This window comes from Desulfobacter hydrogenophilus, assembly GCF_004319545.1.
GTDB lineage: Bacteria > Desulfobacterota > Desulfobacteria > Desulfobacterales > Desulfobacteraceae > Desulfobacter > Desulfobacter hydrogenophilus.
In genome coordinates this window covers 4010519-4024025 of the sequence record NZ_CP036313.1, presented here as the reverse complement: position 1 = coordinate 4024025, position 13507 = coordinate 4010519, and the positions used below count along the sequence as shown (strand labels likewise).

Below are 13507 nucleotides of genomic sequence, written 5' to 3'. Positions count from 1 at the left end.
ACCAAGTCAGCCCATGGCTGTTATAAAGTATTGCATCAATGTAAATATAACCGACTGATATTGGATTGGATTCAACTGTTGTTTGTGGTTATATAGTTTTTTCGTCGAGCAGACGTTGTATTGTAGACACAAATTTATTTTGACTTATCGGCTTGATCAAAACGGCCTTCAACTCTTCAAGTGACCCAGTATCTTGATTAATCTCCTTGCTGTAGCCTGTACATAGAACACAGGGTATGCCTGAACGGATATTCTGTATCTCCTTTATCAACCGGTCTCCTTTCATATCTGGCATTGTCATATCGGTTACAACGACATCAAATCCATTCGGGTCTTGGGAAAAAATTGTTAATGCTTGTTTGGGATGATTTGCCGTTGTGACTTTATAGCCGTAACGTTCTAAATATCTTTTAGTCAGTTTTGTGATTGCAATTTCATCATCGATAAGTAATACATGCCCCTGGCCTTGAACTATTGTCTCTGGAACAACGGCTGAAACACGCTTTTCTTCATCTGTTATGGGAAAGAATATCTTGAATGTTGTTCCCTGATTTATTTTGCTTTCAACCTTGACCATGCCTTTGGCTTCTTTAACAATACTTTGAACCAGCGCCAGACCCATGCCGGTTCCTTCTTCAGGATCTTTTGTCGTAAAATACGGCTCAAATATGCGATCAATGATTGCTGTGGGGATACCTGACCCTGTATCTGATACTTGTAGTTCTACATATTTTCCCGGATCTATATCATCCCGGATCTTAATCAGGGAGCTGTCGATCGTTGTCTCTTTTAGGGTTACCGATAAAACACCACCTTCGGCATTCATGGCATGACCGGCATTTGTACACAGATTCATGACAATTTGATGAATCTGGGTTGCATTGGCCATGACCTTTGACCTGCTGATAATATTATCTTTGATACGAATATTGGCAGGTATGCTGGATCTTAAAAATTTAAGAACTTCTTTTACGATGATATCCAGTCTTATCGATATTTTTTCATCTTCTGATTTTCTGGCAAATGTTAAAATCTGCCGAACCAGTTCTTTTGCCCGGATGCCAGCGTTATAAACTTCATTGAGATCTGCTTCAATGGCGGTTCCCTTTTCAACATCGGATAGAATAAGCTGGGTATATCCTATAATACTGGAGAGAATATTATTAAAATCATGAGCAATACCACCGGCCAATGTCCCAATGGCTTCCATTTTGTAGGCTTGAATCAAATCTTTTTCAAGACGTTTTCTTGCTGAAATATCAGTTAAGATACTAATGATTTGTTTGAGTTCTCCATGATCATCAAAAATCGGTGTGCAGGATTCGATAAAGGATTTATCCAATGACTCGATATACAATTCGATAGTATTTTCGTCGTTGGAATTTGATAGTTTTCTTGCAGGGCAGTCGACATGGGGTGCACCGGATAGATGAAAAATTTCATAACATTTTTTACCGATTAATTCCTCCGGCAATTGTCCCGTCAGTTTGACTGTTGATTGATTCACCGCCAGTATCGTATGCTCTTTATCTAAAACTATGGCCATCTGGCCGATGGCGTCAAATATCTCTTTCCATTCCTGCTTGGCTTTCTGTGCGGACTGCTCTGCTTCTTCTCTTTTCTTTATTTCCAATGTCAGGGCCATATTCTTTTGGGTCAACTCGGCCGTTCTTTTTTTTACCTTTTCTTCAAGTTCATCTTTGGCTTTGTTTAACCCTTGTTCAAGTCGCTTCCGATTTGTAATATCCCTTATGACACCAACGGTTCCCAGGAATATTTTATTTTTATTCTCAATTCGATCTGAATAAAAACCGGAGCTGTTAACTTCAACCACAACCGAATTTTGTCCGATGTGTTCTAAAACCCCAATCAAATCACTGTTGCCGATTTTGGGTATCAGCCGTATTTCAAGGCCGGTTGTTTTTCTTTTGCCTGTTCTTCTTTCATCAAACAGGCCAATTAGTTTTTTGGATTTTTCCTGTGATTCCTGCCTTGATCTTATGACCTCTTTCCTCGAGACAGGGGACACATCCATCGGTAAAATAATACTGCTGAAATGGATACCGATGAGTTCCTTGGGTTTATAGCCCAGCTTTTTGATTGCCTCATTGACAAAGGTAAAATTACCTTCTGTATCAACTCTGTAAACAATGTCGGGAATTATATTGACAAGGGATTCAAATCGCAATTCAGAGGCCTTTAAATTATCATACTGCTCCCGGATGAGATGTTCTGATTCTTGCAATTGTTGGTTCTGCCGATATAGCTGAATAAATACATTAACTTTGCCCAAAAGGATTCTAGCATTAAACGGTTTTACTAAAAAATCAACCGCACCGGAATCATAGCCTTTAAACACATGATATTCGCTTGAATAAACCGCAGAGACAAAAATGATAGGCAGCTGTCTTGTTTTCTTTTCAGACCGGATAAATTCGGCAAGTTCATATCCATCCATGTCAGGCATTTGAACATCAAGCAGGGCAAGGGCAAAATTATGGTTCAGAATGGCGATCAGCGCTTCATTTCCGTTGGATGCACTGATAACCTCTGCATTTGTTTCTGCGAGTATCTGCTTGAGGCTGAATATATTTTCAGGCTTGTCATCGACAATTAAAATTTTTGAAACTTCTTTCATGAAACGACCTCTAATTTTATAAAACCCCTGATCTGTTGGATTGATAGAATGGCATCCACATCACCGGTATTGATTGCAGCTAACGGCATGACAGGGCATTCTGCCGTATCCGGATTTTGCGCTATGGTCTGTCCCCCCATTTTTTTTATACATGAAATGCCCTTTGCACCATCATGGTTTGCGCCTGTTAAAACGATACCGATCAATTGTTCTCCATAGACGAACGCAGCACTTTCGAACAAAACATCAATAGCTGGCCTTGAATAATTGACCTTTGAATCAACGGTAAGGGAAAAAGTTTCATCCTGTTCCACCAGCAAATGATAGTTGGCCGGTGCAAAATAGATATAGCCCGGCCGTATCGGTTCCTTGTCATCTGCCGTTTTTATATTGAGCGGATTTTGTAAACGAAAAAAATTAACTACGCCGCCATTATCATGGAGGTGAACATGGCAGACAATAATGATCGGCAGTCTGAAATTCCGAGGCAGGCCGGAAAAAATTTCTAACAGTGCTTCCATGGACCCTACGGACCCTCCCATGACAATGGCTTTGTATCTGTTCGTTTTCATAGGGTTATTTTTTGAAAAATTTTATTTTTTTGATCAATCACCTTAAAGCTGTTCTGGTATTTTGAAAATAAAAGGCTTTCTTTCATTCCCAGGCATAAAAATCCCCCATATACGAGACTGTCATAAAAAAGCTGAAGAACCCTTTCCTGCAATTCTCGATTAAAATAGATCATCACATTTCGGCACAGAATCAGGTGTGTTTCACTGAATACCTGGTCCGTCACCAGATTATGGTTGGCAAAGGTGATGTTTTCTCTTAATGATTTGTTGATAGCCAATGCCCCGTAATGGGCATGATAGTAATCGGAAAAAGAGCCTTTCCCACCGGATAATTGATAGTTCCGGGTATACTGTCTGCTCTGATCAATTTATAGGATGCCCTCCTGGGCCTTTTTCAACGCCTGATTATTGAAATCCGTTGCAAACAAGGTGGTTCGTTTGTCCAAGGCCTCCTCTTTTAGCAGGATGGCCAGGGAATAAGCCTCCTCACCGGTTGCACACCCTGCATGCCAAATTTTTATAAATGGATAGCTTTTTAAAACAGGCAGAACATTTTGCCTGAGGGACAGAAATGTTGACGGATCCCTGAACATCTCTGTAACAGTTATGGAAAACGCCATGGCCATTTTTTCAAAATATGCTTCGTCATGAATCACGCGGGGGATCATTTCAGAGATTGATGACGCCCCGGACGTCTGCATAAATTGAATGATTCTCCTACGCATGGAGGATTTGGCATATCCTCTGAAATCATATCCATACCGAAGAAAAACCGCATTCAGTAAAAGTCTTATTTCAACGTTTTCAACTTCATTTGATTTCATAAGCCGTACATCCCTATGGGTTACCGGTACAACCAGACTCGCATCATGGACAAGAGACGGTCGATCTCCAACGGTTTTGCAAGATAATCATTGGCTCCGGCAGCAATACAGGCGTCCTTGTCCCGTTGCATGGCCTTGGCGGTAAGGGCAATAATGGGCAGGCTGTTGAATCTGCTCTCCATTCGAATTTTCTTCATGGTTTCATAACCGTCCATAACCGGCATCATGATATCCATAAGGACCATATCCACATCGTTTCTATGGCTTAGTATGTCCAGTGCCTTGACCCCGTTTTCCGCTTTTATGGTATTAGCCCCTTTGTCGTTCAACACTTTCGACAATGCAAAAACATTGCGCATATCGTCATCGACAATCAGAATGGTGCTATTCCTAAGGGCCTGGTCTGAATCATGGAGAATTGAAATTATTTTTCTCTTGTCTTCAGGCATTTTATCGATCACACGATGGAGAAACAGGGCTGTTTCATCAAGAAGTCTCTCTTCAGACCGTACCCCCTTGATAATAATCGAGTCTGAATATTTTCTCAATTCGTTCTCCTCATCGGATGTCAATTCCCTGCCCGTATAGACGATCACCGGCGGCAGTTTAATCAAAGGGTCTTTTTCTATTTTTTTTAATAGATCAAAACCGGACATATCCGGCAGCCCCAGGTCCAGTATCATGCAGTCAAATTGCTTGCTCTGGAGCACGGCAAGGGCTTCTTTCCCGGTGGAAACTTCCTGTGTCACCACGTCATTGTTACCGATGAGATTATTAATGGCATGTCTCTGATTGGCATTATCCTCAACCAGAAGCAGGTCCTTCGGCTGCTTATTGACCATGGCTTTCAGATTGATGATGGTTTCTTCAAGACCTTCAAGGGTTACCGGTTTTGTCAGATATCCCACAGCTCCCTTTGTGAAGGCTTCAGGAACCGGATCATCCGCCGACATAAAATGAACCGGTATATGCCGGGTGGATGGATTTTCCTTGAGAGACTCAAGAACGGCCCAGCCATCCATTCCCGGCAGATGGATATCCAGGATTATGGCATTAATATTGAAGGATTGGGCAAGCTGTAATCCATCTTCACCATTAAGGGACACAAGCGCCTTGAATCCCTTTTGCCTGCAGGATTTTATTAACGTTGCTGCAAATTCCACATCATCTTCAATAATCAGAACGATTTTGTCTTCCGGACCGAGTTGTTCCCGGTCATCCTCTATGACAGAAGTCAATTGTTCCTGGTTGTCATTTTTTTTCACCATCATTCTGGCAGGAGCCTCAGATTTTTTATAGCTTGGGGACGTTGGTATCGAAACAGACGCCTGGGTGGTTGCCTTTATCGGTAGAAAGAGGGTGAAGGTAGCGCCTTCATTTAAAATACTTTTCAGCTGGATCTCTCCCCCAAGAAGGGTTGCAAGCTCCCTCGATATGGAGAGCCCCAGGCCTGTACCCCCATATTTTCTGGCACTTCCACCTTCTACCTGTTGAAACGCCTCGAAAATAATTTTTTGTTTGTCTTCGGGAATACCTATTCCTGTATCCTTAACAGCAATGGCAATGGTGTCTGGGTATATTAGATCGTTTCGCAGGAAGGCGATCGACTTGTCTGGCCGGTAAAATTCAACTGTAACCCCGCCGGTTGATGTAAATTTACAGGCATTGGCAATGAAATTTTTCAGGATCTGCATGATGCGCTGCTGGTCACTGATAATAATTTTCGGCACATCCGCTTTGATGGAAATATCCAGGGAAAGACCTTTCTCCTGGGTCAGTCTCTTGAAGTTTTTGTCAAGCGCCTCACTTAAATCCTTCAATGGTATTTCGTCCAGCGATAGCTTCATCTTTCCGGCCTCGATTTTGGAAAGGTCCAGAATTTCATTGATCAGGGCCAAAAGATCATTTCCGCTGTTATAGATGATTCTGGCCGATTCTACCTGGTCAGCCAGAAGGTTTTTCTCTTTATTGTCAGCCAGAAGTCTTGCCAGAAGCAACAGGCTGTTCAAGGGGGTTCTGAGTTCATGGGACATATTGGCCAGAAATTCGGACTTGTATTTGCTGGCAATGGTCAGATCTTCTGCTTTCTTTTCCAGGTTTGCTCTCAAAAATTCCAGAGCCTTGTTTTTTTCTTCAATATGTTTTTTATTGCGCTCCAGATACTGGGTCTTTTCCTCAAGTTCTTCGTTGGCCGCCTGAAGTTCCTCCTGCTGCTCCTTTAGCTTGTTCTCAGATGCCATCAGCAACTGGGTCTGCTCTTCCATCTCTTCATTGGCGGCCTGGAGTTCCTCCTGCTGTTTCTGAAGTTCTTCGGCCTGCTGCCTGGTTTGAACCAGGGCTGTATTGAGGTTCTGCCTTGACCGGGCAGCTGCAATAACAACAGCGATATTGTCTGCTGTGTCTGCGATAAATAAATTTTGTTGCTCGGTCAACGGTGTAAGAGAACCCAGTTCCATCACCGCTTCAACCTGGTTGTTGAACACAAACGGGACAATGATCAAATGTTTTGGAACCCTGTTTCCCATCCCGGAGGTTATGGAGATATAATCGGGTGGCAGTTCGGAAACCGTCAACATCCTTTTTTCCAGGGCAGCCTGACCGGGCAGGCCTTGTCCCAGCCCGAAACAATTGGAAAATCCTTTTCCGGGCATGAACGCGTAACCCGCAATATAATGGTAACTGCCATTACCGTCATGGACATAGACAAGCCCCACCTGCCCCTTCAGATACCCGGCCATAAAATGAATGATATTTGAGCAGGCTTTTTCAAGGGACAGGTCTCCCCTGAGCTGTTCATCAAGTTCCAGCACCCCCTGTCTGACCCAGTTGAGCTGGTCAGCAGTTCGTTTTGAGGCTTCCAGATCTTCAGCCATGGCATTAAAAGACCGGGTGACAGAACCAATTTCATCTGAAGAGATGACCTCAATCCTGTGGGAAAGATTGCCACTGCCAAGCAGTTGGGCACCGGATGCCAGCCGACTCATCGGTCGGTTGAGTTTAAGGATAAAGTATACCGCCATGAGGATGGCGGTCATAAAAACAAGTGCAAGGTTTTTGACTTGCCGGCGTGTGATCTGTGTTACAACGGACATGGCTTCTTCAACCGATTGGGCAACCACCACCAGCAGATTCATCTCTTTTACCGCATGGGCATTGGTCAATACCTCTATCTGCGTTCTGTTGACATAGGTCTTGTTTGTTTCAACCACTTTCCGGCCCGAAACAAAATCATTCACCAGGGGATTGTTCAGCTCCCTTTCCTTTGCCAGCACTAGGCTGCGATCCGGATGGGCAAGGATTTTTCCCTGGTCATTGACGATATACACATATCCTGTTCTGCCTAAACGCAGATCGGCAACAAAGCCCAAAAGCTTTTCGATGTTGATTTCAGCAGCAACCACGGCAATAACTTGTCTGTCAATCGGGTTTAATATGGGAATGAAAAGGTCAAAAACCAACACGGTCTGGTCCGTGATATACTGTGATCCGATGATCGGCTTTTTGTCTTGCATATTCAAAAAATCCGGCAGATCAACATGCTGCTTCAGGTTTTTTGTATTGTACACGTTGTCATACCCGACCTTTACCTTTACCCGGCCATCCATATCGATAATTTCCAAAGCATGAAGAGGGGGAAGGCTTTTGATCAACATTTGCAGAATCCATTCCTGGTCTGAAACATCCAGGGTTTCCAGCTCATTGCTTTCCATAACCAGCCCGATTTTTTCCACTGCATTGGCAAGGGATGATTCAATTCTTTCAGCGACATTGATGGCCATGTTTCCATGGATCAGTTCAATCGACAGCAGCCGGGCATTCTGGATGTCCTTGATCGTGAATAGACCAAAGCCGGCAAGGGGAACCAATGCCAGGACAAGGATAAAGATCGTCAGTCTGTAACTCAGACGATGCCACCAGTTCATCGTGCTTTCTCCCATGATTAAAATTGAATGTCTACAATCTTATCGGCCATCCGCCATACCCGTTTGGACAGTTTCAGCCCCAGTTTGTCAACCAGGTCCCGGTTGATTACCAGTTCTAATTTTTCAGGCGTTTCCACCGGGATATCCCTGGGGGCAATCCCATTGACAATCTTATGGACCAGGCGGGCGGTCTGCTGACCGATGGCATACCGAGAGCCTGAATAGGTGGCAAATGCCCCCTTTTTCATACTGTCTTCGCCATAACCGAAGATCGGTATTCTTTCAGCCAGGGCCTTTGGAAAAATAATTGTTCCCATTGCTCCGTGAACGGGGGCAGCCGGCAACAGGAGAATCACATCCACATTACTCTTTGACAGCGCTGCAGTCGCCCTCCGGATATCTGCTTCTGTTTCCACCTCTGCTGTTGCCACCTCCAACCCCAGTTTAGACGCTGCCTTTTTCGCAACGGCCAGGGAGTTGACAGAGGGTGCAATTGACGGTACATGGAAACAGAAAACCTTTCTGGCGTCGGGCAGCATCTTCCGGATGAACCAGAGCCGCTTGGCCGTCAGCTGGGTATCATTGGTATCAATGCCGGTCAGATTGTTTTCTGAACTGGCCATGCCAGCCACAATGCCCCGGTCAACCGAAGACGCGCACGACATGAAAATTACCGGGGTCCGGGTGCTGGCCGAGGCCGCGTGAAGGGCGTCCGCTTCTATGCCCCCGCCGGCAACAGCAATATCGGGTTTCTCAGCAATTATTTCTGCGGCCAGGCCCGGCAGTTTTGTACGGTCCCCGCCAGCGTCTTTCACCTTGTAGATAAAAGAGTGATTCCCTTTTACAGCATGGTCACCCAGGGCATGTTTCAGCCCGTTTACTTCATTCTGTCGGATATCACTGTCCACAAGAATGCCTATGGTTATCGTTTGATGAGATTCAAATAATGTAACGGTATTATGGATTTAAGATTCTAACAAAAATGTCAAATTTGTTTTTGATTTAAACTTGTTGTAGCGAAACACCAATAAAAGCAGAGTTACAAAATAATGTAACGGCGTAAGAAAAATTCAATAATGATCTGTGGTTTGGCGTTTTTCAAAAATGAATCAAACAGAAATCGGCGTCAAAACATATGAGGATAAAATACAGGCAGGCCAACCTCGGATTATACCAAGGATGGCCTGTTAATGCAGATAAGTTGTGGTAAGGATTATTGAGGAGGGAGATCTGATATAAATTCCAGGGCAAGATTAATATCAACAAATTGGTGGTTTAACTCCTTTGCCCTGTCCCGGCAGTCTGTACAGATTTCTTTAAATTTGCGCATATCGCCCTTAACGGACATATAAATCTGTTCAACGGCTTCCTGCTGGATATCTTTGTATTTTTCAATGAAGTCCTCGACCTCTATGGGATACAAAATCAGGGTTTTCAACCGGCTGAGTATATCAGGATGGTTCCGGCTCAAATAAGTTCTCACATTCGGAAGTCCTGCAAATACGATGGGAACCCCGGCATCAATAATCCGTTTAAGATATGGCCAAACCCGGGTGTCCAAGTCATTGGCCTCATCTATAATGATAAAACAATTGGAGAGATTACAGATCATTTTCAGGTACTGGGGAGTTCGGCGGTAGGTGGCGGTGGCCTCATAATTTAATTCCTTAAGTATCGCGGCCAGGGTTTCATGTATGTTGAACAGAGACTCAACCCATACAGCATGGAGCTTTTTGGGATGCAGCAATTTTAAAAACCGAGTTTTTCCTGCACCAAAATCACCCTCCATGAGCACGCTTTGGCCTCTGTAGATCCGGTTATAAGTGGCAGCCAAGTATGAGACCCTTCGTTTATCACTGATAAAATCCTCTTTCATGTTATGTCTCCATGGGATGCATAAATGGCTACATGGTTCGTATTTAACGATTTTTGGCAATCAAGCATAAATGCATTGAACAGGGCCTGATTTTTACGGTCATCCGGCTGGTTTATCTTTTTTGTGTAATCCGCGTACCTTGATTGATTATGATCAAGCACTTGTTCCGCCCGGGCCAGGGTGAGGCCCTTATGAAAAACGTCGACTAAAACAGGCCGGTCAACGGCCATATTGTGCTTTTCTAAAAGAGCGATAATGGTGTCAAGTTCATCAGGCGGCACAGGCGAAGGTTCTGGTGCCGGCGGTCTGTCAAACGGCTTTTTTGCAATGGCTTCGCCCAACAGTATACCGTCTTCACCCTGCTCAAAAATAAAAAGCTTGTCCTTGTATTTGGATATTTTCACCGGTGTGCTTTTATGTTTGCTGAACTTATCTGCACCACGGGTCACATAATAATCGCGCTTGTCATGGCGGATGGTCCTGGTTTTGGATACGGTGGCTTTGATTTTCCTGTAGCCGTATTTCATATATTCCTGAACCTGGTCCGGGGTAAAATTCAGGGTATCTGCCTGGTTTGATAAAAAATCATCAAATTTCTGTGCCGGCACCCAGGCACTGACCACCCCGTCTTCGGTAAAATAATGTTGTGTATGATTATGTTCGTTACGATATTCGCTGAGCATAGTGCTGCTCCTTAGTTCCTGAAGGCTTATATCAAGAAGGGTTACAGTAATTTTTTCCTTTCTTCCCCGCTTGAAGTCATATTCGGTAACGGTTTTCACAATCCTGTCCTCAAAGGCTTTGATAATACGTATTTCAAAATTGTGCAGGCTCCGGTGTGAAGATTCTAGATGTGCCTTATCTTTGGGTGAATACGCCTTTGAAAAATCCGGTGCCAAATAGAAGCCTTGCGGTGTAGAATGCTTCAGGTTAATGGCATTGATGGGGCGTTTTAGATTTAAAAATCCTTTTGCCTGGTCAGGTCTGATACCAATTTTTTGCAAAGGCAAAGGGGTACTCAACAAAAAACGGGTAAAAAGATCCACAGAGTTCAGGCTGCTTTCGGTAAAATAAAAGTCCAGAATAAACATTTTCCTGGAAGCGGTATCAAATATTTCAATTACCTGTGGTTTTTGCCAGTTACCGTGTTCATCTCTGATCCTTAAATATTGAAATTTACAGCCGTCAACCTGGATCAAAGCAAATACCGGCACCGACTTGAAGGCATGCATTACCGGGACCTGATCCTGCTTATCCTCTTTTTCCAGGTAAAATTTGAGATTTTCCCTTTTGACACATCGCCGAAGTGCCGGAAGACTGATGGTTCTGCCCAGCTCTTGTTCAAGCCAGTGATGATAATTTTTAATGGTTCTGGCTTTCCGGGTGATAAAAATGAATCCCTGGGATGAGGGGTCGCATGACGCCTTGACCATCTCAATAAACCGTCTTTTGGTTTGCTCATCTATTGCTCTGGGCCGTCCGCTGCACTTACGGCCTTCCATAATTCCTTTTTCAACCAGTAAAAGGGGCGCCGGGATAATTCCGGTTTTCTTGTACTGGTCCTTGTAATATTTTTTGGACCGTCTCTTGGTAGATCCGGTTTTATTCATGATTTTTTTGTGCAGCAGTAAATGAAAGCGGTCATCAATAGTCAGGTCATCCATTATCTGCCCCCTTTGATACAATCTTTTCGTATATGACCCGATGCCACAACAATGCTGCCTGGCGGGAGGTCTTCTGCCAATGATCATGCTGAGCCACACGGACCTGTTCAAGCATTGCCTTTACAACAGCCATGTATTCATGGGTAATTCGATCTGTCAGATCCGGTTTACTTACCGGAGCCGTTTTCTGGTCCTCAATAAATTTTTTGATATTTCGTGCGGTCAGTTCCATGCCACTGTTTATAATCGCCCTCCAGATACGGCGTTGTTCTATGGAATCCATTTGAGTAAGGGGGCGGATCTGGGATTCGTTGGCCGGCAGTTTGTCTCCAATTGGAGACAGGTTGTAAATTACTTCATAGGCTCGAATCAGCCGGTAAGCATGGGCTTTGCCCATATCCCACCGTGCCCTGGTATATGCCTCAAATGACTCAAACAGAGCCTGCTTGTACAAACGATTCTCACGAATTTCTTTCAAGGCTTGGCCGATTTTGTAAAAACATTCTTGATTTCGACCAATCAGGGTTTCAAGCTCAAGCAGCCGTTCCATACTCACTGCCCTCCCGGCATAGGCCTGCCGACCATAGCGGCAAGGGCCGTCAATTTTGCGGCCTGAACCTGGGGTACAGTATTTATTTGTTTCAAAAACAAGACACTATCCCTAAATCCATAGCCCTTGATTTTCATGACAAGGTCAATGGTATTAAAATTTTTTTCGCATCTGAAGCACCTGGCCAGGTTCGTGGCTGGATTTACAGCGGTTTGAAATTCATTGCACAAAGGGCATAGAAAACGAAAATAACCATCTCTAATCTTGGATAGAATCTGTAAATGGTCCCTGATCAACACATCTACAGGGATATTGTTTCTCAGTTCAAATAATTGCCGGGATGAAAATCTGTTTTTCACAAGACACCTCCTTATTTTTAAAATTTCAGGTGCTTTTTTATATCACCGGTTAGAGTCGCCTGTCAGTTGCCTCTTAAACTGAGATAGAGATTATTCTGTTGATATCTACTTGTATTATCAGTTGGTTATCCTCATGATGTCTCTTAGAATCAAAACTCGATTAGTCTGTTAATATCCCTTTATATTACAATGAGTTATTCCAATCATGTATCTTAAAATCTATACTCGATTAGTCGTTTATGCCAGAGGGTCTTTTATGGGAATCCCTGTATTTTTTCATTGTTATGGCTGATAACCTGGGTAACCAGATATTGAATGATAATTGCCGGCTTGATCCCGTATTCTGCTATAATGACTTCCATTGGCAAAACAGGTTTTGTCTGTTTTTGATATGAAAGCGAAGGAAGGTTCCCAGATGTTTGTTGCTCCTCAGCTTCTTCAAGTTTTTTTGCCAGATAATTGTTTTTGCAAACAGCTTTGTTTTTCCTGTTCCACTTTTCACATTGCCTTCGATGAAGCTCTTTTTGGCAAGCCGAACGACATGTTTTCTGCCGCCCTTTTTGTCTTACATCAGGGGTGAACCATTTCCGGCAAATAGAGCAAGGTCGTCTTCCACGTGAATTCTTTGCCATTATTTCTTCTCCAAAATTTGAATCAGGGAGATTATATGTACCAAATTTTGAAAGAAGCAGCGGCGAGGTCTATCGGCGGGATAGGCGGGGTATGATTTTTTATTTGATTGGCGGGATATAGCGGCGGGATATCTGCCCGTTACATTATTTCGTCATGAAACTGCGGGGTACGCGTTACACTTTTTGAATCTTACCAATGTTTTTCCAGATACAACCGTTGCAGACATGAACGTCAGGAAAAAAATAGAGACAACCACTGAAATAGTCCCCAGCATTCTATGTCTTTTTGCTTTTTTTACATCCATAGTCGTTTTCCTCAATTTTTTAACTTTCCGACTGAATCCAGAACAGTTCGGATCCTTCCTGCAAATTCAGTTTTGATAATAGGAACGAATAGGTTAAACACGATCAGAACGAATGGAGTTTTGGTAGGCAACAGTAATAGACACTACGCAGAAAAATATAGCCA

Annotated in this window: 9 protein-coding genes and 1 pseudogene; all 10 read right to left on the bottom strand. The window is 43.5% G+C overall.

The genetic code is table 11. The features are described 5' to 3' along the window. Window positions 1-88: 88 nt before the first annotated feature. Window positions 89-2638 (bottom strand): hybrid sensor histidine kinase/response regulator, encoded by a 2550-nt coding sequence (locus EYB58_RS17835; protein ID WP_111958561.1) that lies wholly within the window; start codon window positions 2636-2638, stop codon window positions 89-91. Next, window positions 2635-3210: a chemotaxis protein CheB gene (locus EYB58_RS17830; RefSeq protein WP_111958563.1), complete on the bottom strand. Its 576-nt coding sequence runs from the start codon at window positions 3208-3210 to the stop codon at window positions 2635-2637. The genes EYB58_RS17835 and EYB58_RS17830 overlap by 4 nt, the downstream gene beginning before the upstream one ends. Beyond that, window positions 3207-4034 (bottom strand): annotated as a pseudogene (locus tag EYB58_RS17825) (CheR family methyltransferase). Before EYB58_RS17825 ends, EYB58_RS17830 begins: the two are co-directional and overlap by 4 nt. Window positions 4035-4054: 20 nt before the next feature. Continuing rightward, window positions 4055-7957 (bottom strand): response regulator, encoded by a 3903-nt coding sequence (locus EYB58_RS17820; RefSeq protein ID WP_163354556.1) that lies wholly within the window; start codon window positions 7955-7957, stop codon window positions 4055-4057. Between the two features lie 17 nt (window positions 7958-7974). After that, the gene (locus tag EYB58_RS17815) at window positions 7975-8871 is read right to left on the bottom strand and encodes an ABC transporter substrate-binding protein (protein ID WP_278186447.1); all 897 of its coding nucleotides are present in this window, start codon (window positions 8869-8871) and stop codon (window positions 7975-7977) included. 299 nt (window positions 8872-9170) lie between these two features. Continuing rightward, window positions 9171-9833, bottom strand: a complete 663-nt coding sequence (locus EYB58_RS17810) for an AAA family ATPase (RefSeq protein WP_131071983.1) — start codon at window positions 9831-9833, stop codon at window positions 9171-9173. After that, window positions 9830-11497: an integrase gene (locus tag EYB58_RS17805; RefSeq protein ID WP_111953193.1), complete on the bottom strand. Its 1668-nt coding sequence runs from the start codon at window positions 11495-11497 to the stop codon at window positions 9830-9832. Before EYB58_RS17805 ends, EYB58_RS17810 begins: the two co-directional genes overlap by 4 nt. Further along, on the bottom strand, window positions 11490-12047 hold the full coding sequence (locus EYB58_RS17800; protein ID WP_111953191.1) for a DNA methylase: 558 nt from the start codon (window positions 12045-12047) through the stop codon (window positions 11490-11492). The genes EYB58_RS17805 and EYB58_RS17800 overlap by 8 nt, the downstream gene beginning before the upstream one ends. 2 nt (window positions 12048-12049) lie before the next feature. Next, the gene (locus EYB58_RS17795; protein WP_111953189.1) at window positions 12050-12406 is read right to left on the bottom strand and encodes a CHC2 zinc finger domain-containing protein; all 357 of its coding nucleotides are present in this window, start codon (window positions 12404-12406) and stop codon (window positions 12050-12052) included. 254 nt (window positions 12407-12660) lie between these two features. Next, on the bottom strand, window positions 12661-13038 hold the full coding sequence (locus EYB58_RS17790; RefSeq protein WP_111953187.1) for a hypothetical protein: 378 nt from the start codon (window positions 13036-13038) through the stop codon (window positions 12661-12663). Window positions 13039-13507 lie beyond the last annotated feature (469 nt).